General features: G+C 72.1%; 23 protein-coding genes. 12 read left to right on the top strand and 11 right to left on the bottom strand.

Annotation, left to right across the window (positions count from 1 at the left end):
- Positions 1–2: 2 nt before the first annotated feature.
- Genes ACIGG8_RS41070 through ACIGG8_RS41055 form a run of 4 tightly spaced genes read left to right on the top strand, consistent with a single transcriptional unit; the run spans position 3 to position 5,999 of the window.
- On the top strand, positions 3–2,285 hold the full coding sequence (locus ACIGG8_RS41070) for an NHLP family bacteriocin export ABC transporter peptidase/permease/ATPase subunit (protein ID WP_396553682.1): 2,283 nt from the start codon (positions 3–5) through the stop codon (positions 2,283–2,285).
- A complete protein-coding gene (locus ACIGG8_RS41065) occupies positions 2,282–5,248 on the top strand; it encodes an NHLP bacteriocin export ABC transporter permease/ATPase subunit (protein WP_396553681.1) in 2,967 nt (988 codons plus the stop codon). The genes ACIGG8_RS41070 and ACIGG8_RS41065 overlap by 4 nt, the downstream gene beginning before the upstream one ends.
- 41 nt (positions 5,249–5,289) lie before the next feature.
- Positions 5,290–5,640, top strand: a complete 351-nt coding sequence (locus ACIGG8_RS41060; RefSeq protein WP_396553680.1) for a YciI family protein — start codon at positions 5,290–5,292, stop codon at positions 5,638–5,640.
- Between the two features lie 5 nt (positions 5,641–5,645).
- Positions 5,646–5,999 (top strand): YciI family protein, encoded by a 354-nt coding sequence (locus tag ACIGG8_RS41055; protein WP_396553679.1) that lies wholly within the window; start codon positions 5,646–5,648, stop codon positions 5,997–5,999.
- Between the two features lie 42 nt (positions 6,000–6,041).
- On the opposite strand, the gene ACIGG8_RS41050 is transcribed toward ACIGG8_RS41055, so the two are convergent.
- A complete protein-coding gene (locus ACIGG8_RS41050; protein WP_396553678.1) occupies positions 6,042–6,242 on the bottom strand; it encodes a DUF397 domain-containing protein in 201 nt (66 codons plus the stop codon).
- Positions 6,235–7,098 carry a helix-turn-helix domain-containing protein gene (locus tag ACIGG8_RS41045; RefSeq protein WP_396553677.1) on the bottom strand — a complete coding sequence of 288 codons (864 nt, stop codon included), beginning with the start codon at positions 7,096–7,098 and terminating at the stop codon, positions 6,235–6,237. The genes ACIGG8_RS41050 and ACIGG8_RS41045 overlap by 8 nt, the downstream gene beginning before the upstream one ends.
- 291 nt (positions 7,099–7,389) lie before the next feature.
- Between ACIGG8_RS41045 and ACIGG8_RS41040 the strand changes: the two genes are divergently transcribed.
- The 8 genes from ACIGG8_RS41040 (at position 7,390) to ACIGG8_RS41005 (ending at position 12,964) form a co-directional block, all read left to right on the top strand.
- The gene (locus tag ACIGG8_RS41040; RefSeq protein ID WP_396553676.1) at positions 7,390–7,752 is read left to right on the top strand and encodes an ATP-binding protein; all 363 of its coding nucleotides are present in this window, start codon (positions 7,390–7,392) and stop codon (positions 7,750–7,752) included.
- A complete protein-coding gene (locus ACIGG8_RS41035) occupies positions 7,749–8,000 on the top strand; it encodes a hypothetical protein (RefSeq protein WP_396553675.1) in 252 nt (83 codons plus the stop codon). Before ACIGG8_RS41040 ends, ACIGG8_RS41035 begins: the two co-directional genes overlap by 4 nt.
- A 402-nt stretch (positions 8,001–8,402) precedes the next feature.
- Positions 8,403–8,927, top strand: a complete 525-nt coding sequence (locus ACIGG8_RS41030) for a DUF6879 family protein (RefSeq protein ID WP_396553674.1) — start codon at positions 8,403–8,405, stop codon at positions 8,925–8,927.
- 30 nt (positions 8,928–8,957) lie between these two features.
- On the top strand, positions 8,958–9,806 hold the full coding sequence (locus ACIGG8_RS41025; RefSeq protein WP_396553673.1) for a helix-turn-helix domain-containing protein: 849 nt from the start codon (positions 8,958–8,960) through the stop codon (positions 9,804–9,806).
- 95 nt (positions 9,807–9,901) lie between these two features.
- Positions 9,902–10,159: a hypothetical protein gene (locus tag ACIGG8_RS41020; RefSeq protein ID WP_396553672.1), complete on the top strand. Its 258-nt coding sequence runs from the start codon at positions 9,902–9,904 to the stop codon at positions 10,157–10,159.
- A 260-nt stretch (positions 10,160–10,419) separates the two neighbouring features.
- Positions 10,420–10,587 carry a hypothetical protein gene (locus tag ACIGG8_RS41015; RefSeq protein ID WP_396553671.1) on the top strand — a complete coding sequence of 56 codons (168 nt, stop codon included), beginning with the start codon at positions 10,420–10,422 and terminating at the stop codon, positions 10,585–10,587.
- A gap of 103 nt (positions 10,588–10,690) precedes the next feature.
- The gene (locus ACIGG8_RS41010) at positions 10,691–11,536 is read left to right on the top strand and encodes a hypothetical protein (protein ID WP_396553670.1); all 846 of its coding nucleotides are present in this window, start codon (positions 10,691–10,693) and stop codon (positions 11,534–11,536) included.
- 711 nt (positions 11,537–12,247) lie between these two features.
- Entirely contained in the window at positions 12,248–12,964 is a 717-nt protein-coding gene (locus tag ACIGG8_RS41005) for a G1 family glutamic endopeptidase (protein ID WP_350526408.1), read from the top strand.
- Positions 12,965–13,077: 113 nt separating this feature from the next.
- Here ACIGG8_RS41005 and ACIGG8_RS41000 read toward each other — a convergent pair whose 3' ends face one another.
- The 9 genes from ACIGG8_RS41000 to ACIGG8_RS40960 all read right to left on the bottom strand — a co-directional run bounded on the left by ACIGG8_RS41000 (position 13,078) and on the right by ACIGG8_RS40960 (position 20,957).
- Positions 13,078–13,731 (bottom strand): hypothetical protein, encoded by a 654-nt coding sequence (locus ACIGG8_RS41000; RefSeq protein ID WP_396553669.1) that lies wholly within the window; start codon positions 13,729–13,731, stop codon positions 13,078–13,080.
- A complete protein-coding gene (locus ACIGG8_RS40995; RefSeq protein ID WP_396553668.1) occupies positions 13,728–14,324 on the bottom strand; it encodes an RNA polymerase sigma factor in 597 nt (198 codons plus the stop codon). Before ACIGG8_RS40995 ends, ACIGG8_RS41000 begins: the two co-directional genes overlap by 4 nt.
- 142 nt (positions 14,325–14,466) lie before the next feature.
- Entirely contained in the window at positions 14,467–15,246 is a 780-nt protein-coding gene (locus ACIGG8_RS40990) for an alpha/beta fold hydrolase (protein ID WP_396553667.1), read from the bottom strand.
- Entirely contained in the window at positions 15,239–16,180 is a 942-nt protein-coding gene (locus ACIGG8_RS40985) for a Rieske 2Fe-2S domain-containing protein (protein ID WP_396553666.1), read from the bottom strand. Before ACIGG8_RS40985 ends, ACIGG8_RS40990 begins: the two co-directional genes overlap by 8 nt.
- An 11-nt stretch (positions 16,181–16,191) precedes the next feature.
- A complete protein-coding gene (locus tag ACIGG8_RS40980; protein WP_396553665.1) occupies positions 16,192–17,415 on the bottom strand; it encodes a flavin monoamine oxidase family protein in 1,224 nt (407 codons plus the stop codon).
- On the bottom strand, positions 17,412–18,605 hold the full coding sequence (locus tag ACIGG8_RS40975) for a cytochrome P450 (RefSeq protein WP_396553664.1): 1,194 nt from the start codon (positions 18,603–18,605) through the stop codon (positions 17,412–17,414). Before ACIGG8_RS40975 ends, ACIGG8_RS40980 begins: the two co-directional genes overlap by 4 nt.
- 19 nt (positions 18,606–18,624) lie before the next feature.
- Positions 18,625–19,503 carry an ABC transporter permease gene (locus ACIGG8_RS40970; protein WP_350526399.1) on the bottom strand — a complete coding sequence of 293 codons (879 nt, stop codon included), beginning with the start codon at positions 19,501–19,503 and terminating at the stop codon, positions 18,625–18,627.
- Positions 19,500–20,495, bottom strand: coding sequence for an ABC transporter ATP-binding protein (locus ACIGG8_RS40965; RefSeq protein ID WP_396553663.1), 996 nt, complete (start codon positions 20,493–20,495; stop codon positions 19,500–19,502). Before ACIGG8_RS40965 ends, ACIGG8_RS40970 begins: the two co-directional genes overlap by 4 nt.
- 93 nt (positions 20,496–20,588) lie before the next feature.
- The gene (locus tag ACIGG8_RS40960) at positions 20,589–20,957 is read right to left on the bottom strand and encodes a hypothetical protein (RefSeq protein WP_350526397.1); all 369 of its coding nucleotides are present in this window, start codon (positions 20,955–20,957) and stop codon (positions 20,589–20,591) included.
- Positions 20,958–21,015: the final 58 nt, after the last annotated feature.

Genomic DNA, 21,015 nt, shown 5'->3' with positions numbered 1-21,015 from the left:
CGATGACAACCACGATCCCGGAGACCACCCGGAGCACCGCTCCTTCGAAGGAGCCCGGGGACAGGAGGAGCAAGCGCCGCCGCGGCCGCCCCACCCGGGCGGCCGCGCCGCGGCGCTGGCGGCACGCCGTCCCGACCGTCCTGCAGATGGAGTCGGTGGAGTGCGGCGCCGCCAGCCTCGCCATGATCCTCGCCCACCACGGCCGCTGGGTGCCGCTGGAGGACCTGCGCGGCGTCTGCGGCGTCTCCCGCGACGGCGCCCGCGCCTCCACCCTGCTCAACGCGGCCCGCGCGTACGGGCTCAAGGCCCGCGGCTACCAGACCGAGGCCGAGAAGCTCCGCGACCTCGACGGCCCGGTGATCATCTTCTGGGCCTTCCAGCACTTCATGGTGGTCGAGGGCGTCCGCACCAGGTACGGGCGCACCGTCGTCGCGGTCAACGACCCCGCCAGCGGCCCCCGGCTGATGGAGTGGGACGAGTTCGACTCCGGCTTCACCGGGATCGTCCTCTCCTTCGAGAAGGGCCCCGACTTCGAACCCGGCGGCGACCGGGGCGGCATCACCCGCGCGCTGCTGGAACGCCGGCTGCCCACCGGACGCGCCATGCCGCTGGTGCTGCTCGCCAGCCTGCTGCTGGTGCTGCCCGGCATCGCGATCCCCGCGTACACCCGGGTGTTCATCGACCGGGTCCTGGCCGGCAGCGGGAGCGGCTACCTCCTCCCGCTGCTGGCCGCCATGACCGCCACCGCCGTCGTCGTCTTCGTGCTGACCTCCGTCCAACGGCACTACCTGCTGCGGATCGAGATCCGGATGGGGCTGGTCAGCTCCGCCCGGTTCTTCCGGCACCTGCTGCGGCTGCCGGTCGACTTCTTCCTGCAGCGCCGCCCGGCCGAGGTCGCCAAACGCGTCTCCGGCAACGACGTGGTCGCCGAGATCCTCTCCCGCGACCTCGCGCTGACCGTCATCAACCTCGGCCTGGTGCTGTTCTACGCGGCCATCCTGATCCGCTACGACATCCTGCTCGGCGTCGTCGGCCTCGGCATGGCGCTGCTCAACATCGTCGTGCTGCAGGCCGTCGCCCGCTCCCGCACCGACGCCGTCGCCGCCCTGCGCACCGACCGCGGCAACCTGACCGCGACCACCTTCACCACCCTCTCGCTGATCGAGACGGTCAAGGCCACCGGCGCCGAGCCGGACGCCTTCAGCCGCTGGGCCGGCTTCCTGGCCAAGGTCGTCACCGCCAAGCAGAAGCTGGGCATCCCCAGCGCCGTGCTCACCGTCGTGCCGCCGATGCTGGCCGCGCTCAACAGCGGGCTGATCCTGCTGGTCGGCGGGCAGCGGGTGGTCGACGGCGCGATGAGCGTCGGCATCCTGGTCTCCTTCCAGACCCTGCTCGCCGCGCTCAGCCGCCCGGTCACCCAGCTCACCAACCTGGGCGGCCGGCTGCAGGACGTCACCGCCGACATCAAGCGGCTGTACGACGTCGAGCGCTACCCGGTGGCAGCGGCGTTCGCCAAACCGGAGCCGCAGGCCGGGCCCAAGCTGGACGGCAACCTGGAGTTCGAGAACGTCCGCTTCGGCTACAGCCCGCTCTCCGACCCGATCATCAAGGACCTCAGCCTGACCGTCGTCCCCGGCCGGCGGATCGCCGTGGTCGGCGGCTCCGGCAGCGGCAAGTCCACCCTCGGCCGGCTGCTGACCGGCCTCTACACCCCGTGGTCGGGCCGGATCCTGCTGGACGGGCGGCCGCGCGAGGAGCTGTCCCGCACCGTGCTGGCCTCCTCGCTGGCCTACGTCGACCAGGACATCTCGCTGTTCGAGGGCACCGTCCGGGACAACCTCACGCTGTGGAACGACGACGTCCCCGACGAGGCCGTCACCGCCGCATTGCACGACGCCGCGGTCTTCGACACCGTGATGACCAGGCCCGGCGGCATCCACAGCCCGGTCCTGGAGGGCGGGCGCAACTTCAGCGGCGGCCAGCGCCAGCGCCTGGAGCTGGCCCGCGCGCTGGCCACCGAGCCCACCCTGCTGGTCCTGGACGAGGCGACCAGCGCGCTCGATCCGGAGACCGAGCGGGTGATCATGGACAACCTGCGCCGCCGCGGCTGCGCCTGCCTGATCATCGCGCACCGGCTCTCCACCGTCCGCGACGCCGACGAGATCATCGTGCTCAACCAGGGCGAGATCGTCGAACGGGGCACCCACGACGAGCTGTTGGCGCTGGGCGGGCACTACACCGCGCTCATCGAGTCCGCGCGCCGCGAGGAGGAGGACGAGCTGTGACACTCGCTGTGGAAGTCTTCTCGCCGTTCTTCACCGAGGCCGCCGAACCGGTCGAGCCGCTCGCCGACCGCTACCTCGTCCTGGACGACCCCGGGCGGATGCTGCTGGTCCGCTCCGGCGCCGTCGACCTGTTCGCCGTGAGCCTCGAATCCGGTGCGCCGCAAGGCCGTTGGCACTTCCTGTGCCGGATGGAGGCGGGCACGCTGGTGCCCGGCGCGGCCGCCGGAGCGCGGCGCGGCATCGTCGCCCGCCCGGTGCTCGGCGCCGAGGTCTCCTACCTCGCCACCTCCTGGGTCGAGGGCCTCTCCGCCCGCGGCCGGGACTGCGGCACCGCGGCCGGAGCCGCCGTCCGAGCCCTGCCCGAGGGCGAACAGCAGCAGGCCGCCGACCAGTTCCTGGCCGGGCTCGCCCGCGGCCTCACCGCCCTGGCCGGCGCCCTGCGCGACACCCTGCCGCCGCGCGAGTTCACCCCGCTCGACCCCGCCGGGCCCACCGCCCTCAAGCGCGGCCAGGCCCTGCGCTCGGTCGACGGCCTGCAGTGGGTGCGGGTCGAGGAGGGCACCGTCGAGGCGCCCGGCGGCGCGGCCGGCGAACTCGCCGGGGGCACCGAGCTCTGCCTCACCGAGAAGGACTGGCTGGTCGCCACCGGCCCGGCCACCGTCCGGGCCCGCTCCCCGCGCGAACTCCTCGACGAGGGCGGCCTCTGGGAACGCCTCACCGCGCACTGCGGCCGGCTGCTGGACGCCGTCGACCGCCGGATCGAGACCCGCCGCGACGCCGAGACCGAACTGATCACCGCCCGCCGCGAACGCGACGCGGGCACCCTCGCCGACTCCGCGCGCGGCTTCGAGACCGTCCTGCGCGACACCTCCTCCCGGCTGCGCATCGGCGACGCCACCGGCGACGAGCCCACCCTGGCCGCCGCCCGGCTGGTCGCCGCGCACGAGGGCTACACCGTCACCGCCCCGGTCACCGGCAACGGCCACGACCGCCGGCTGGACCGGCTGCAGGCCATCGCGCTCGCCTCCGGCGTGCGCACCCGCTCCGTCCGGCTCGACGGCCGGTGGTGGCGCCACGACCTCGGCGCGATGATCGGCTACCGCAAGGCCGGCGCCCCGGTCGCGCTGCTGCCGCTCGGCGACGGCTCCGGCGGCGGCTACGTCCTCGCCGAGGGCGGCAAGGTCACCCCGCTGACCCCGAAGCTCGCCGCCGAACTGCAGAACAAGGCCACCGTGCTGTACCGGCCGCTGCCGGCGACCGTCCGGACCGTCGGCGGACTGCTCAAGTTCGGCCTGCGCAACAACCGGCGCGACCTGTGGATGTTCACCGGCATGGCCGCCCTGGTCGCGCTGATCGGCCTGCTCGTCCCGATCATGACCGGCGAGGTGCTCGGCACCTTCGTCGCGCACGCCCAGCGCAACCTGATCACCGAGGGCGCGCTGGTGGTGATCGGCTCCGCGATGGCGGTGGCCGCGCTGTCCATCGTGCAGAACATCGCCGTGCTGCGGATCGAGAGCCGCTCCACCGCCGCCATGCAGGTCGGCGTCTGGACCAGGCTGCTGTCGCTGCCCGCGCCGTTCTTCGCCAACTACTCCACCGGCGAGCTCGGCACCACCGTGCTCGGCGTCAGCGCCGCCCAGGAGACCCTCTCCGGGATGATGACCACGGCGACCCTCGGGCTGCTCACCGGGCTCGCCAACCTGGTGCTGGTCTTCTTCTACGACCTGCGGCTGGCCGCCCTGGCCACCGTCCTCGTGCTGATCGGCGGCGGCTTCGCCCTCGTCGCCGGCCGACTGGAGGTCCGCTGGCAGCGCCGGCTGTACGCGCACGAGCAGACCATGTCCGCCCGGGTCTTCCAGCTGCTCACCGCCGTGCCCAAGTTGCGCGTCACCGCGGCCGAGGACCGGGTGTTCGGGGTGTGGGCCGCCGAGTTCGGCAAGGGGCGCGGCCTCGCCGCCTCCTCCCGCCGGGTGCAGAACGCCGTCACCACCTTCAACGCGGGCTTCCCGCTGGTCTGTTCGGTCATCGTCTTCGGCGTGATCGCCGGCCCGCTGGACGGCAGCGTGCCGATCCCGGTCTTCCTCGCCTTCTTCACCGCCTTCAACCTGCTGATCGCCTCCAGCCTGCAGTTCACCTCCGCCGCGGTCACCGCGATGGGCGTCGTACCGATGCTGGAGCGACTGCGGCCGATCCTGGAGGAGAAGCCCGAGGTCGACGACACCAAGGCCGATCCGGGCGACCTCTCCGGGCGACTCGGCCTCAGCCACGTCACCTTCCGCTACGGCCAGGACGGCCCGCCCGCCCTCCAGGACGTCACGCTGACCATCGAACCCGGCGAGTTCGTCGCCGTCGTCGGCCCGTCCGGCAGCGGCAAGTCCACCGTGCTGCGGCTGCTGCTCGGCTTCGAACGGCCGGAGGCCGGCACCGTCCTCTACGACGGCCAGGACCTCGGCGAACTGGAGGTCTCCGCGGTCCGGCGACAGTGCGGGGTCGTGCTGCAGCACGGCGCCCTGCTGGCCGGCGACATCAAGGCCAACATCGTCGGCTCCACCAACCACACCCTGGACGACGCCTGGGCGGCCGCCGAGATGGCCGGCATCGACAAGGACATCGCGGCACTGCCGATGGGCATGAACACCGTGCTCTCGGAAGGCACCAGCACCCTCAGCGGCGGCCAGCGGCAACGCCTCATGATCGCCCGCGCGCTGGTCTCCCGGCCCCGCATCGTCTTCTTCGACGAGGCCACGAGCGCACTCGACAACCCGACCCAGCGGCTGGTCACCGAATCCACGCGGCGGCTCAACGCCACGCGGGTGGTGATCGCCCACCGGCTGTCGACGGTCGCCGAGGCCGACCGGATCATCGTCATGGACCAGGGCCGAGTGGTCCAGCAGGGCCGGTACGAGGAACTGCTGGCCGACCGGGACGGACTGTTCGCCCGGCTCGCCAGCCGGCAGATGTAGGTCGTTCGTTCGTAGTTCGTTCTGTCGGGGAGGGACCGCACATGGAGTACGCACTGCTGGTCTTCGGCCAGGAGACGGACTGGGACCGGATGACGCCCGAGGAGCGTGAGGCGCGGTTCACCGCCAACCGCGCCTTCGGGCGGGAGCTGGCCGAAGCCGGCGTGCGGATCGTCTACGGCGCGCGGCTGGCCCGGCCGGCCGCCGCCGAAGGCGAGGCCCGGGCCGGGGAGGGGGTGCTGGAGGTCGGCGGCCTCTGGGTGATCGACGTGCCCTCCGAACAGGAGGCGCTCGGCTGGGCGGCGAAACTACCGCTCAGCGAATCGGGCCGGGTGGAGGTCCGTCGCTGCGACGGGCCACCGAGGACCGACCGGCCGGTGGGAACGGAGAACTGAGGATCATGGAATACACCCTGCTCATTCACGGCGACGAGCGGGTCTGGAACGGGCTGAGCGAGGCGGAGGAGGCGGCGCTCGACGCCGCCCACGCGAGATTCGGCCGGGAGCTCGCCGAGGCCGGTGTCGGCGTGCGGTACGGGGGTGGGCTGCACCGCAGCTGTGCCGCCCGGTTGGTGGTGCCGGGGGGCGCCTCGGGGGCGCCAGTCTCGGACGGGCCGTACCGGGAGGGGCACGAGCACCTGGGCGGACTGTGGGTGATCGACGTCGCCGACGAGGCGGAGGCCGTGGCCTGGGCCCGCCGCATGCCCGGCGCCCCGGGCGACCTCGTCGAGGTCCGCCCGGTCCGGGTGACCTGAGGGTTTCGCCCCGTCGAGCCCCGGCTCGACGGGGCGAAGTGCTCAGGCGTCGGCGATGAAGTGGTCGAACTCGCCGGCCTTCGCGCCCCGGATGAAGGCAGCGAACTTGGCGGGCGAGGTGCGGACGATGACGTCACCGTCGTCGGACTCGCGAAGCTCGATCACCTCATTGACCGCACGAACCTCAACACAGTTGCTGGCCGCTTCACTGAAGCTGGATTTCCGCCACTCGGACCTATTCATACCTGTCCTTCATTTCCTTCACGATCGAGCGAATGAAATCTCGCGACTCGCTCTCCGGGAGCGCGACGGCTTCGATGCGATCAAAGATTGCACGATAGCCCGCCAGCTGGGCTGGCGAGTCGAAGACGTGGGAGCCGTGAGACGAGTCGGCCTGGACCGTGTCCAGCTCCGGCACCGGCCCCTCCGCGTAGACCAGGTTCTCGCTGGGACCAGCGAAGTCAGCCGTATCGAACGGCACGACTCGCAGTGAGACTCCTGGAAGCTCAGAGTCGATGACAAGGGAATCAAGCTGCTCCCTGAGCACCGCAGGCCCGCCGTACTGAATACGCAACGCCGCCTCATGGACGAGCGCCACGTACAGAGCTTCACCGGATCGAATAGCCTGCTGCCTCCGCAGGCGGAAGTTCACCCTGCGATCGACCTCGCGACCGGGGAGCGGGGTGAACCCTCTTGCGAACACAGCAGCGGCATAGGGCCCTGTCTGAAGTAGCCCCGGGATGAAACCAAGGTTGAAGCTCTTGAGCCTCTTCGCACGCCCTTCGATTTCCGCCACATCAATTGGCGCGGCTGCGAGTACGTTTCGATACTCATCCCACCAGGCTCGCTCTCGCTCCCTGGCCATGTCGGCGAGCGCGTCAACCAAGGGCGCGTTGGCGCACATGCAAGCCTCCGCGATCTCGTGCAGGCGATCCACGCTGACGGCGGACTTCCCGCTCTCCATCTGCGTCACCAGGGCCGGAGTCACACCGAGTAGGCGGGCGAGGTGGCTGCCCGTGAAGCCCGCCTGCTCTCGCATCCGCCGAAGTTCGGCGCCGAGTCGACGCTGGCGAAGTGTCGGGTTCTGACGGTTGGCCATGGCGTCCTCTCTGCTGGTACAGGCGCCAGTCTGCCGTGCCGCGCGCGGGGGTGACCATCCGGGGGAACTACTCCATCGGGGGAACCTTCGCACATCGAGATTAACCTTAAGCCCCGATGCGCTATCGTCGTTCCCAGCTCGATCCGACGGATCGTCAGTAATGCCTGCACCCAGGGCAGTAGGCGCCTGCTGCCCCGGCACCGAAGAGCAACCAGCCCTGCTCCGGCCTGGCCTGGCTCACGGCGACGCCCGTCGTCTCCTCTCCCACACCACAGCCTCACGGAGGTTCCCGTGTGCACCCGTAACACCCCCTCGCTCACCCTCAGCCGGCAGGCCCTGCGGGACGTCCTGACCCGCAACGGCTGGCACCCCGAGACCATCTTCAACGCCGAACTCGCCCTGATGGAGCTCCTCGTGAACGCGTGGCGCCACGGCGACACCACGGCGCCCGTCGTCTGGTTCTCCCTCCTCGGGCACACCCTCCGCGTCACCGTCTCCGACGAGTCCGACGCCGTCCCCCAGCAGCGGACCTCGGCCGAGTTCGCCGAAACCGGCCGCGGCCTCCAGCTGGTGGAGGGCCTGACCCACCGCTGGGGCGTCGACCCGCAGAAGCGCGGCAAGAGCGTCTGGTACGAGCTGGACTCCGTCGCGTGACCCGCGAACCGGTCGCCCCGGACGACCCGCGGATGCGCGACTACAGCGGGCCGCAGATCACGGCCCTCCTCGGCGAACTGCACAGGCGTGGAATGCCGTACGGACTCCTCTGGGGCTCCGCCTCGCCCGGCGGGTCCACCATCGACGGCCGCATCCTCGTCGACTTCGGCAACGCCCCGGTCAGCACCATGCTCAACCTCCTCCACCTCCTCCGCGACCTGGACCGCAACGAGGCGTGGACCCCGTAGAACGAGCAGCACTGAGACACGCGGAGGCCCTCGCCCTCTCATGGCGAGGGCCTCGCGGTGCACGCCCGACAGAGCTCAGGGAAGTGACCGGCGTACCGCCCGTGCACCGATGCGCCGTTGACGACGTCATCGGGCCGAGTTCAAGGTCGTCACAACTGAGGACAACAGGCGCATCTGCGGAGGTGGTCATGGAGCTACGATTCCTCGGCAAGGACCCGGAGTCGGGCGATCACGGATGCCCGTCCGTGTGGCTCGACGAGGAGCGCGGGGAGCTTGTGATCCAAGGCTGGAAGGCAGATCGGGCAACGGAGGCCGAGTGCCGGAAGGCCGGCCCCGTTCCGGAGCACGAGGCCGTGGTCCGGATCCCCAAACGCATGATCCCGCTTCTCATGGAGGCCGTTCGTGGCGCAGACGCTCTCTAGCTTCGCCGATCTGATCCGATCCGCGCAGCACTCCGCGCTGCACCTGGAGATGCGGGACTGGTACGCGGTCGAGAACGAGACCGACGGGTTCACCGCATGGCGTCAGGGCAAGAGGCTCGACCCCGAGAACCGGGAGTCGTGGTGGCGGCCGTGGCTGGACCTGGTGCAGGAAGTCACCCGCAAGGGCGTCGCGATTCGTCGCGCCCGGGTCGTCTCGGAGCCGGTGAGCGAGTACATCCGCTTCGAACATTCCGGGACCTTCACCAATGTCGCGGCGGGTGAAGAGATTCGGTGGCTCCCCAGGCGTGGTGCGTCGGGAATCGCCCTCCCCGGGAACGACTGCTGGATCTTCGACGGCCGTGTCGTCCAGTTCAACATCTTCGACGGCGACGGCCGGTGGGTCCACACCGATCAGACCGAAGACCCGGCGGTGGTAGCGCTTTGCGCCTCGGCCTTCGAGGCCGTGTGGGACGCCGGGGTCCCGCACCAGAACTTCGCCGTCTAGCGCCTGCGCCGGAAGTCGATCGGCCGGTTCATGCCCACCTCTCCGCTGTCCAGTGCGAAGGCCGCACGCGCAGAGATCGCCGCACGCCTGGACGCGATGAAGAAGGACGCGGGGCTCACCGGGGATGAACTGGCCGTCCGGTGCGGGTGGCACAAGTCGAAGTCATCGCGGATCGCGCGCGGTCTGACCGCGCCTTCGGATGCGGACATCCGTGCCTGGTGCGCCGCCTGCGGATCCGAGGACCAGGCCTCGGACCTCATCTCGGCTTCACGTTCCGCCGACTCGATGTACGTGCAGTGGCGGCAGATCCACCGCGACGGCATGCGACGAATCCACGAGAAGACCCTTCCGCTGTACCAACGAACAAGGAACTTCCGGGTCTACGCATCCAACGTCGTGCCGGGAATGCTGCAGACAGCCGGGTACGCAACAGGGCTCCTTCGGTCGATCACTGACTTCCAAGGAACACCTGACGATGTCGACCAGGCCGTCCGAGCCAGGACCGAACGATCGGCCGTGATCCAGAACGCCGGCCAGCGGTTCGCGATCCTGGTCGAGGAAGCGGTCCTGTACTACCGAGTGGCGGACGACGCGGCCATGGCCGGCCAGCTGGGACGCCTGTTGTCGGTCATGGCTCAGCCGAACGTGTCCTTCGGGATCATCCCGCGGGGCGTGCGCCGTACAGTGTGGCCGCTCGAAGCGTTCTACGCCTTCGATGACGAGCTGGTCGCGGTGGAGACCCTGACGGCCGAGATCAACATCTCCACTCCGAGCGAGATCAGCACCTATCACCGGGCCTTCGCCGAACTGGCGAAGCTCGCCCTCCGAGGCCCGACGGCACGGACCTGCATCACGAAGGCCATCGACTCGCTCGGGTGAACCGGTGCAACCGGGTGCAACTTCATCGACCGCACGGCCATCGGCTCCTTACCTTCCTGCTGACGACATCTCATCAGGCACGGGGAGCTGATCTCATGGCCGCAGGCGAATGCCCGGGATGCGCGTTCTTCGTCGACGCGAAGGCGCGCTACCCGGCCGATGAGTACCCCACCATCGGGCGGATGCTCGTCCGAACTCACGCACAGCACTTGGCTGGCGGGGAGTGCCTGGCGCCCTCCCGGCCGGTCCTCACGCCGGAGGATCACACCGCAGCTCCTCTGACCTCCGAGGAGCGGCAGCGGCGGGCTGACCTGCTCACCCGCGTCCGGGCGGCGAACCACCCCGTGCGCTGAGCGCGACATCGAACAGGAGGACAACACCGCGAACGCCCTGTGCGAGATCGAAAACCCGACCGACCTTGCCGCCTACAACTGGCCTTTACTGCCAGTGATTTGGGTGTGGCAAGCATCGAACACGACCGCTTCGGGGCTACCGTCTGACGCACCGCGGCACACAGGCGGGCCCCGCTCCCTCCGACCCGCTCCCGCCCCTTCCACGACCCCGACCCCGGAAGGACCCGATGCCAAACTGCACGCAGTGCTCCGCTCCTGCGGTGATCGAGGATCTCGACGTGCAGCCGCCACAGCCCTGGTGCCTGGGCTGTGCGACCGCCCTCGTGCCAGCCGGCGATCCGGTGATCAACTACCGGTCGCTCCACGGCGAGAGCGACTACCAGCACATCCTCGCCGGTGGCAGCACCCAGGTCCTGCCCTTCGGTTGACAGGCACACCAAACGGCCCGCTCCCTGCGGAGCGGGCCGCTCTCGGGTTGATTCTGCGGGTCGTCTCCGAGCACATCCCGTGCGGGTGGAAGGCAGTAAGAGAATGGGCGAGTTCACTCCTGCGGCCGACGAAGCGCTGAAGGCCGCGCGGTCCATGTGTGGTCCGCTGGAGCTGGCGGAGATCAGCAACCGGCGGGGCTCCGCAGTCTGGAAGGCCACCGGGCCGCGAGGCATCGCGAGCATCAAGCTCGGCACCGGTGAGGCCGCCGAGGTCACCGCGCGCGAAGCCTCCGTCCTGGACCAGATCCCCGGCTACACCGTCACCGCCGGCCGCTTCGACGACGGCGTCTGGTACGTCACCCCGTGGCTGGCCGGACCGTCCACCTGGGAGGTCTTCCGCCCGGTACGCAAGGGCGACGGCGGGCGGGGTGACGCCCTTGCCGCGGCGGTGGAGCTGTGCCGCGCCGTCGCCGACCTCCACGCCGAGGGGTGGGTACACGGCGACCTCCAACCCCAGCACGGCATCCACGGCGCGGACGGAACGGTGCGCCTCCTCGACTTCGCCTGGTCCCGGCGGCTCGGCAGCACCCCGTGGACCGCATTCGACGGCACGATGATGCACCTCACCGCCCCGGAGTCGGCTGCCGCCGTCATCACCGGCCCCCAGCCCGTCGACACGACACAGACGGCCGACGTCCATGCCCTCGCCGGCACCCTGTGGACCTGCGTCACAGGCACGTGGCCGCTGGACTACGAGGCCGCCGGACTCGGGCGGGGCACGCCGATCGAGGACATGCGCAAGGCCATCGCCACGAGGGCCGTCCCGCTCGCCACCTCGACGCCCTGGCCCACGCTTCAGGCCCGCCTGCGGGACGTCCTGCTGGCCGGGCCCGACGACCGGCCGAGCGCCGTCGAACTGGCCGACCTCGTACGAGCGGTGGACGCGTGATCCGGCTACGCGAGCTGACCCCGAACGACGCTGCAGCCCTCCAGAGCATCTACGGCCCGGAGTCGACGAGGTTCCTCGGACGCGGGCCGATGAACGCCGCGGAAGCCCGCAGCGCCGCTCACGACGCTGCGGCCTCCGCCGCCCGGTCCCCGCGCACGGTCCACACCCTGGGCCTCGATGTCGACGGCGACCTGCTCGGGATCGCCAAGCTCCACCTCGACCAATCCTTCGCCTCGGCCGGCTGCGTCCTGCGTCGCCACCGAAGCGGTACGCGGGCTCGTCGCCCTGGGCTTTCGGCCGCCTCGGGCTGTCCGTGATCCGCGCCAAACACCACCCGCAGAACCCGGCTTCCGGCCGCGTCCTCCTCAAGGCGGGGTTCGAACCGACCGGTGAGCACGCCGGATTCACCGCCTATGCCATCCGGTCGCCCTGAACACATCTGAGACAGCACACCAAAGCGGCCCGCTCCCTGCGTGCAGGGAGCGGGCCGTTCGCATACCGGTTGTGGCAGGGCGTCGCAGGCGGGGGGCGGGGGCGGGGCATCGAACGTCAAGTCCTGCTCCCTACAAGGCAATTACTTCCTCAACCTTCGCGCCGCTCCCCTTGCCCGGCTCATGACAGGTCGGCAACCCTGAACTGCCGCCCCCCGGCCGCCCCCACGGCCGGGGCCGGCGTGTGAGTCGCCTGCCCGTCCCCCACGAAGGAGCAAGCATGCGCAACTTCCGGATACGCCTCGCCGCCGTCGCGGCCGCAGCCGCCCTCGCCGCCCCCGCGGCGCCGGCCACCGCCACGGCCGCGCAGGCGCTGTCGTTCCGCCCGCTGAGCTACAACACCAACGGCTACAACTGGGGCGGATACGCGGCCCAGGGCAGCGGCTTCACCTCGGTGTCGGCGACCTGGACCGAGCCGCGCGCGACCTGCAACTCCACCAACGACCTGTACGCGCCCTGGGTCGGCATCGACGGGTACGGCTCCTCCAGCGTGGAGCAGACCGGCGTGGCGACGGACTGCTCCAGCGGCAGCCCGGTGAACCAGGCCTGGTACGAGATGTACCCGGCGGCCCCGGTGTACCTGAGCACCGGCTCGTACCCGGTGTCGGCAGGCGACTCCATCAGCGCCTCGGTGACGTACGCCGGCAGCAACAAGTACACCCTCAAGCTGACCGACTCCACGCGGGGCTGGACCTACACCACCACCAAGACCCTCTCCGCGCAGCGGACCAGCGCCGAGGTGATCATCGAGTCGCCGACCGGCTCGTACCCCAAGTTCGGGACCCTGAGCTTCACGTCGGCCACCGTCAACGGCAAGTCCCTCGGCTCCTACGGCCCGGTCGCGCTCGACCCCAGCGCGAACGGCACCTACGAGGCCCGCACCAGCGCGCTGAGCTCCGGCGGCACCAGCTTCACCGACACCTACCTGCACCAGTAGCCGCACCGGCGCCACCACGAACCCCCCACCGCCGACGGCCCGCTCCCCACGTGCGGGGAGCGGGCCGTCGGCGGTCGGACCGGCCCGCCCGTGACGGGCCGGGCCCGGGCGGTTCAGCCCACGCCGATTCCGCTCTGGGAGAGGGGGAAGCAGCCGGGGGTCTCCTTGGTCAGCGAGATGTCCACGTTCCCGACGGTGCCCGGGTGGGGCGCGCCCTCGGGCGCCGTGTCGACCAGCAGCAGCTTCTCGCCGGGCGGGATCGCGGCGGGGTGCAGGATCGTGATCCGGCCGTTCTTGGGGTCCATCGACGTCACCGACTCCAAATGGCTGCCGTCGGTGGTGACCCGGGTGTGGCAGTCGGCCGAGGCCTTCATGACCAGCGCGGGCACGCCCACCGAGCGCAGGGCCTCCTGGAGCCCGGACCAGTCGGCGCCGATCAGCTGGAAGGAGACGGTGCCGTCCGTGTTGGGGGCCACCGTGTAGGAGGCGGTGGTGAGTCGCACCGCCGTAGAACCGCCGCCGGCCGCCGGGGAGGCCGTGACACCGGGCTGCGAGGCGGTGGCCGCACCGGTGGCGCCACCGTCGGCACCGCCGTGCGGCACCAGGACGACCGCGGTGACGGCGGCGGCCAGCCCGAAGCCGGTCGCCACCAGCTTGCGGGTGTGGCGCGGCCGGAGCCGGACCGGGGCGCCCGCGGCGGGCAGGCTCGCGGCACGGGCGGCGAGTTCGGCGCCGAGCTTCTGCTGGAAGTGCAGGGGCGTGTTCACGAGGCGGCCTCCAGGAGGGTGTTCACGGACGTACCGGTGGTGCCGGCCGGCGGGACGGGGACGGCCTTCTGCAGTGCCTTGCGGGCCCGGTGCAGCCGCACCCGGGCGGTGGCCGCGCTGATGCCCAGCACCTTGGCCGCCTCACGGACGGCGAGCCCGTCGACGGCCACCAGGTCCAGCACCGCGCGCAGCGGCTCGGACAGGGCGGCGTGCCGGTCCGCCAGCCCGCGGGCCTCGCGGGCCGCGTCGATGCGTCCTTCGATCGCGGACACGTCCTGGTCGTCGAGCATCCGCTGGCCGGCGATCCTGGCCACCGCGTTGAGCTCGCGGACGTTGCCGCGGAAGTGGGCGGCCAGGACGTTGCGGGCGATGCCGTACAGCCAGGCGACGGGCGCGCCGCGGCGGGCGTCGTAGCGGTCGGCCTGCTCCAGTGCGGTCAGGAAGATGTCGGCCGTCAGATCGGCGGCCAGGTGCGCGCTGTCGGTGCGACGGGTGACGAAGCCGAGCACGGTGTCGAACTGCTGCTGGTAGAACACGGCGAACGCCGCCGGGTCTCGCGAGGGTGGTGCTATCGGGTGGTGCTCCGCTGACACGGATGGCTCCTTGGGACGACGAGCACTTCCTTACGTCTCTACTTGGCTCGCGCGCTCCGAAGCGTTACACACGGTCTGCGGGCGGGCGTACCGAAGCGGCCCGCTCCCCGCGGTGGCGGGGAGCGGGCCGCTTTCGTACGGCTCACGCCAGGTGGGCGGCGATCAGTGGGGCGCATTCCTCCGGGCGTTCCAGGAGGGGGAGGTGGCCGGTCTCCCGCAGGGTTTCCAGTCGGCAGTCGGGGACGGTGTCGCGGAGCAGTTCGGCGTTGCGGGTGAAGGCGGGCATGTCCTCGTCGCCCAGCAGGACCAGCGTGCGGGCGGTGATGCGGCGCAGGTCGTCCGCCGTGTGGTGGTGGGCGGTGAGGGCGTCCATGGCGCGGTTGCCGAGTTCGGCCCAGGTGTGGCGGGCGACGACGGACCTGAGCGCGGCGCGCAGGGCGGGGTGGCGCTCGGTGCCGGTGAAGATGTCGGGCGGGGACTGCATCCAGAGGTCGGCGAGCGGTTCGCCGGGGCCGGTCATGCGGTAGAGCATGGCCAGCTGCTGGTAGCGGACCCGGGCGGAGTCCTCGTTGGGGGTGCCGGCCAGGGTGGGGGCGGCGAGGACGAGGCGGTCGAGCAACGACGGTTCCTGGACGGCGAGTTGCAGCGCCGACATGGAGCCGAAGGAGAGGGCGACGGCCCGCCGGGCGCCAGTCTCCTTCGCGAGCTCGGCCAGCTGCCCGGCCAGGGCCGGGAGCGTCAGGCCCGGGGTGAGCGGGGCGGAGCGGCCGTGGCCGGGGAGGTCGACGCCGATGTGGGTCCAGCCGGGGAGGCGCTCCCACAGGGGCTGCCAGGTGGTGGAGTCCATGGTGTAGCCGTGGAGCCACAGCACGGCCGGGCCGTCACCGTGGCGGTGCAGGTGCAGGTTCGGGCCCTCAGGCATCGCAGCCTCCGGAGAAGTCGGCGCAGAACCGCCGGAAGGCGAGGACCGGCTCGTCGCGGGCGTCGTAGCGCGGTGTCATCGCATGGTCCAGGTGCTCCCAGACCACCTTGTCCTCGGCAAGGGCCTTCTCGCTGCCGCCGAGCAGGGCCGGCAGCGCGGCCCGCTGGTTCTCGCGCACGCCGATGGCGACCCGGGCGACGCAGCCGCCGTCCTCGGTGGGCACCGAGCCGGTGACGATCACCTGCCGCTCCGCCTCGGGGCCGAACTCGGTGACCACCACGTTGGGGCTGAACGCCTGGGCGTGGAAGCGCGGCTTGAAGTCCCACCGCACCCGGCCGGTGCGGACCGCCTCCCAGCGGATCTCCTCCAGCGTGCGGGCGTCCTGCCAGGGCGAGGTCTGCATCAGGAACTCTCCCTCGATGACCAGTTCGCCGCTCCGGCCGTCGCGCGCGGTCATGCCGCGGGTGCCGGGGACGCCGTGCACGGCCTTGAAGTGGTCGGGGTCGAAGGCGTTCTCGACCACGTACTCGGACGGCACCGCGACCGGCAGGCTGACGGCGGCGACCAGCGGGTACTCGTCCTCCCAGCCCTTCACCGCCCGCTCGAAGCCGCGGTCGCCGTCCGGGTCGTCGGAGAGCCGGACGAACAGCGCGTCGCCCCAGGTCAGCACCCGGTGCTCGGCGACCGACCAGCGCTTGGACGGGTCGCCGAGGGCGATCCGCTTGCCGTGGAAGGGGCAGACCAGGCAGTCGCCCTCGCGCCGCCCGCCGTGGCCCAGGTGGGCGCCGCGGTGCGGGCAGGAGGCGTCCAGGACGCGCACCCGCTCCCCCTCGCGGACGGCGATCAGGCGGTGCGGGCCGACGGCCAACGGGGTGATCTCGTCGGCCAGTTCGGTGAGGAAGGCCAGCAGGTACCAGCCGTGGTGCACAGTCATCGGACTCACGTTCATCGGGTTGCCAGTGCCTTGAGGACCTGTTCGGCGGCCCGTTCCCCGCTCGCCAGGGCGCCCTGCACCCAGGGCAGCCGCTCGCCGGAGACGGTCGCCTCGCCGGCGAAGAAGAGCGTGCCGTCCACCGGCTCCGCCCACTCCCGGGCGGCGTCCTCCAGCCCGGCCCGGGGCGCGGTGAACGCCCCGGCGGCGTACGGGTCCCGGCCCCAGTCGGCGACGGCGAGGTCCGTGACGGCGGCGCCGGAGGTCCAGGGCAGGGCGGTGGCCAGCAGGGCGGCCAGGGCCGCGGGGTCGGCGACGGCCGCGCGCAGCTCGGCGGCGGCGTCCGCCTTGGCGACGACCAGGGCCTCGGGGCGGCCGGCGGTGCAGCGGACGAAGCCGGTGCGGCCGTCCACGTCGAAGACGATCACCGTGTCGGGCGCGGGCCGGTCGAGCGTGGCCACGGCGCAGCAGCCGTCCCCGGCGGGGAGCCGGCCGGCGGCCGCGCGCTTGTCGGCGGGCAGCCCGGCGATCCCGGCCAGCGCCGCCGGCGGGACGGTGAGCACGAGGGCGCGGGCGGCGGCCGTCCCGGCGTCGGTCCGTACGGTGACCCGTCCGGGTTCGTGCGCCAGCTCCCGGACGGGCTCGCCGAGCCGCACCGCCAGGCCCTCGGCCAGCCGCTCCGGCAGCCGGGCGAAGCCGCCGTCGACGGCGAACTCGCCCTCGCCGACGTCGTCCCGGCGGTGTGCCTCGGCGACGGCGGCGGCGCTCAGCCCGTCCGGGTCGGCCGCCCAGTTCTGCCGGAACCACTCGGTGGCGGCCGCGGCCTCCGGGCCGGTGCTGCCCTGGGCGCGCAGCCAGGTGCCGACGGACAGGCCGGTGATGCCGGGCGCGCGCTGCAGCATGGCCTCCAGCTGCCAGGGCGCGCGGCGGCCCCGGCTGAGCGCGCCCATCTCGCGGTTGGCGCCGTCCTCGACGATCCGGGCGCTGACCCGGCGCGGTACTTCGGTGGTGCGGCCGGGCCCGACCAGCTGGTGCACCGGGTTGCGGTCCCCGTGCACCACCTGGGCGCCGAGCTCCAGCGGCGGGCCGCCGTCGGCGGGGTGGAAGGTGTGGATCCGGCCGCCGACGCGCCCCCTGGCCTCGTACACCACGACGCGCCGCCCGGCCCGCTGCAGCAGCCGGGCGCAGTTCAGGCCGGACGGGCCGGCGCCCACCACGATGACGTCGTACGCGCTCACCGTTCACCCCCGAGGTCGACCGGGAAGGCCCGCAGGCGGCGCGGCACCAGGCAGAGGTCCCAGTCCGGGGGGCCGGACGGACCGCGCAGGGCGGGGAAGCGGCGGAGCAGCCGGGGCAGCAGCAGGGCCGCGGTCTGCCGGACCAGCGGGGCGGCGAGGCAGAAGTGCGGGCCGCCGCCGAAGCCGAGGTGCGGGTTGGGGCTGCGGTCCAGGCGGATTCCGTCCGGGTCGGCGAAGACGTCCGGGTCGCGGTTGGCGGCGGTGAGCACGGCGAGGACCCGGGCACCGGGCGGCAGGACGCCGCCGTTCAGCTCGACCCGGTCGGTGGTGACCCGGGCGGTGAACGGGATCGGTGCCTCCAGCCGGAGCAGTTCGTCCACCGCGAGGCGGGCGAGGTCCTCGTCGGCCCCGGCGAGCCGGGCGACCGCCGCGCGGTCGGGCAGCAGCAGGTGCAGGGCGTTGCCGATGGACTCGGCGAGGGGCTGCCAGCCGCCGATGACGGCCAGGCTGAGGATGCCCAGCATCTCGGCGCGGCTCAGCCGGTCGTCGGTGGCCAGGGCGGTCAGCGGCAGCTCGGGCCCCTCGCGGACGACCCGGGCGGTGTGCCTGTCGAGGTAGTGGGTGAGTGCGCCGGCGGCGCTGCGGCCGAGGGCGGCGCGGGCGGGCGGCACCATCGGGTCGAGGTTGACGGAGGCGGCCCGGGCGAGTGCCTCGAAGCGGGTGAACTCCGCGGCGGGGAGCCCGAAGAGGCGGGCGTAGACGGCGGTGGCGAGCCGTCGGCCGATGTCGGCGACGGCGTCCACCGGCCGGTCGAGGGGAAGGGCGTCGAGCAGCGCGTCCACGTCGGCGGCGAGGCCCGCGCCGAGCGGGCGGACGGCGGCCGGCCCCAGGAGCAGCGCCCCCGGGGCCCGGAGCCGGTGGTGGTCGGGCGGGTCGGTGGTGAGCATGGACGGCGGCAGGGCGTCGTCGCGGGCGCGTTCGCGCTGGCCCTGCGCGGCCGAGAAGCGCGGGTCGCGCAGGACGGTCGCGCAGTCGGCGTGCGCGGTGACCAGCCAGAGCCGGGACGCGGCGTCGTAGTGCACCGGGTCGTTGGCCCTCAGCCACCGGTACGCCGGGTGCGGGTTCGCGCGCCCGGCCGGGGCGAACGGGTGGATCAGGTGCTCGGGCAGTCGCACCGTCGCCGTCGTCATGGGTGCAGCCCCCAAAGTCTCAGCGGACCCGGGGTCCGCGCCAGCGGAAGGAGAAGGCGGTCAGCAGCAGGCCGGCCAGCGACCAGGCGGTGAGGACCATCGCGATGTGCCCCAGCTCCCAGTTCCCGGCCGGTTCGACGACGGTGAAGGAGTCCGGCAGGAACACCGACCGGAAGCCCTGGGCCATCCACTTGACCGGGAAGAACGCGGCCACCGTCTGCATCCAGGCGGGCAGTTGGCCGAACGGGAAGAACACGCCCGAGATGAACTGCAGCACCATGAAGACCGGGGTGACGATCGCCGCGGCCGACCGGCTGTTGGGGATCAGCGCCGAGTAGGCGGCGCCGGCCATCGCGCAGGCGACGGTGCCGAGGGCGAGGTCCCAGCCGAGGGTGAACCAGCGCTCCGGGGTGCTGGGCAGCGGCAGGCCGAACAGGGCCAGCGCGATGCCGATCAGCAGTACGGTCTCCAGCGCGGTGGTGACGATGACCCGTACCAGCTTGCCGACGAAGTAGGCGGACTTGGGCATCGGGGTCATCGCGAGCCGCCGGACGGTGCCGGTGTCCCGCTCGATCGCGATGTTGATCGCCAGGCCGGAGAAGGCGGTGCTCATCACGCCGGCGGCGATGATGCCGGCCATGAACACCAGCTTGACGTCCGTGTCGGTGCCGGCCACCTTGCCCGAGAAGATCGAGCCGAAGACGACCAGCAGGATCACCGGGAACATCAGGGTGAAGACCAGCGACTGCTTGTTCCGGAAGAACGCCCGCAGCTCGACCTTGGAGCGGGCCGCGCCGGCCCGCAGGATGCCGGGCATCCGGCCGGCCCGCCGGGGCGTCGTGGTGCCGCCGGCGGTCCCGGTGGCCGGGGCGGTCGCGGTGGGTTGGGTGAGGGTCATCGCTTGCCCGCCTCGTGGGTGATGCTCTGGCTGGTGTCGGCGCCGCGGTCGGTACCGTCGGCGTGCTCCCGGATGAGGTCCAGGTAGACGTCCTCCAGGGTCGGCCGGTGCACCCGCAGCTCGGGCAGCTCGCCGACCCCTGCCAGGTGCGCCCACGGGACCAGCGCCGCGAGCAGCGCGGTCGGGGCGTGCGTGGCGATCCGGAGCACGCCGTCCACCCCCACCGGGGCCGGTTCGGCCCCGGGTGGCAGCGGCGGCAGCGTGCGGCCGGCCAGCTCCGGCGGAATCCGGAAGGAGACCGTGGTCGGAGTCTGCGAACGGCCGCCGAACTCGGCCAGCGGTCCGCACTGGACCACCCGGCCGGCGACGATCACCGCGGCGCGCTCGCACAGCGCCTCGGCCTCGTCCAGGTAGTGCGTGGTGAGCACGGTGGTGCGACCGCGCTCGGAGAAGTAGCGGACCAGCTCCCAGGCCTCCCGGCGAGCCACCGGGTCCAACCCGGTGGTGGGTTCGTCGAGGAAGATCAGGTCCGGGTCGCCGACGATGCCCACCGCGACGTCGAGCCGACGGGCCTGGCCTCCGGAGAGGTCCGCGCTCTGCTTCTTCTCGTGCTTGCCCAGTCCGACCATGTCGATGACCTGGCCGACCGGGAGCGGGTTCGGGTAGAACGCCGCGAAGTGCTCGACGACCTCGCGGACCGTCAGGTCCGAGTAGGCGCCGGTGGTCTGCGGGACGACCCCGATCCTGGCGCGCCACTCGCGCCGGTCCTCGGCTGGGTCACAGCCGAGGACCCGCACGTCACCGCCGGTTCGCTGGCGGACGCCCTCCAGGATTTCGACGGTCGTCGTCTTGCCCGCGCCGTTCGGCCCGAGCAGGGCGAAGACCTCTCCCTGGTGGATGTCCAGATCCAGACCCTGGACCGCGTGCCAGTCGCCGTAACTCTTGCGCAGGCCGCGGACTGAGACGGGGTGTTCCCCGACGGCAGTCGCCACTGTGGATCGCTCCTCTGTGGGGTGTTCAGGCCGACCTGGTGCTCAGGTCGACCGGCCGGGCGCTCTGCCCGGCGGGCGGGTTTCCCGGCTGGATCAGGTGCAGCAGCAGCACGGGCAGCAGCAGGAGTTGCCGCCGGCCGCGATGTCCGACAGGTCGCCCTCGCTCAGCTCGGCGGTGTCGATCTGCGGGGTCTCCGGGATGTGGAACTCGTAGCGACCGGTCGCCAGACCGATCTCGAAGAGCTCGACCTGCACCTCCAGGTTGCCCTCCTGCTCGCCCTCGGCGGCAGTCGAGACGATGACGATCTCGGCGTCGGCCGGGAGCTCCAGGCCGGCCTCGGCGAGGGCGGCGCGGGCGTCGGTACGCAGGCGGGCCGCGTACTCCTCGCTCGACCAGGCGCTGATCAGGGCACGGGTGTAGCCGTTGACGAACTCGGCCCGCTTCCTCTGGTCCAAAGCCATGTGACTTTTCCTTTTCTCGGTATCCGGTGTTTGCCGGCGGCCCTTCCCGGCGCCGCCT

It is taken from the genome of Kitasatospora sp. NPDC085464 (assembly GCF_044541955.1).
In the GTDB taxonomy this organism is placed as follows: domain Bacteria; phylum Actinomycetota; class Actinomycetes; order Streptomycetales; family Streptomycetaceae; genus Kitasatospora.
This window is presented reverse-complemented; position numbering and strand designations above follow the sequence as displayed.

Bases quoted from the DNA above. Each gene is read 5' to 3' on its own strand.
- ACIGG8_RS41020 (WP_396553672.1), top strand. From the start codon at position 9,902: ATGGCCGCAGGCGAATGCCCGGGATGCGCGTTCTTCGTCGACGCGAAG.
- ACIGG8_RS41010 (WP_396553670.1), top strand. From the start codon at position 10,691: ATGGGCGAGTTCACTCCTGCGGCCGACGAAGCGCTGAAGGCCGCGCGG.
- ACIGG8_RS41050 (WP_396553678.1), bottom strand. From the start codon at position 6,242: ATGAATAGGTCCGAGTGGCGGAAATCCAGCTTCAGTGAAGCGGCCAGC.
- ACIGG8_RS41060 (WP_396553680.1), top strand. From the start codon at position 5,290: ATGGAGTACGCACTGCTGGTCTTCGGCCAGGAGACGGACTGGGACCGG.
- ACIGG8_RS40990 (WP_396553667.1), bottom strand. From the start codon at position 15,246: ATGCCTGAGGGCCCGAACCTGCACCTGCACCGCCACGGTGACGGCCCG.
- ACIGG8_RS41070 (WP_396553682.1), top strand. From the start codon at position 3: ATGACAACCACGATCCCGGAGACCACCCGGAGCACCGCTCCTTCGAAG.
- ACIGG8_RS40960 (WP_350526397.1), bottom strand. From the start codon at position 20,957: ATGGCTTTGGACCAGAGGAAGCGGGCCGAGTTCGTCAACGGCTACACC.
- ACIGG8_RS41055 (WP_396553679.1), top strand. From the start codon at position 5,646: ATGGAATACACCCTGCTCATTCACGGCGACGAGCGGGTCTGGAACGGG.
- ACIGG8_RS40970 (WP_350526399.1), bottom strand. From the start codon at position 19,503: ATGACCCTCACCCAACCCACCGCGACCGCCCCGGCCACCGGGACCGCC.
- ACIGG8_RS40975 (WP_396553664.1), bottom strand. From the start codon at position 18,605: ATGACGACGGCGACGGTGCGACTGCCCGAGCACCTGATCCACCCGTTC.
- ACIGG8_RS41025 (WP_396553673.1), top strand. From the start codon at position 8,958: ATGCCCACCTCTCCGCTGTCCAGTGCGAAGGCCGCACGCGCAGAGATC.
- ACIGG8_RS40985 (WP_396553666.1), bottom strand. From the start codon at position 16,180: ATGACTGTGCACCACGGCTGGTACCTGCTGGCCTTCCTCACCGAACTG.
- ACIGG8_RS41045 (WP_396553677.1), bottom strand. From the start codon at position 7,098: ATGGCCAACCGTCAGAACCCGACACTTCGCCAGCGTCGACTCGGCGCC.
- ACIGG8_RS41005 (WP_350526408.1), top strand. From the start codon at position 12,248: ATGCGCAACTTCCGGATACGCCTCGCCGCCGTCGCGGCCGCAGCCGCC.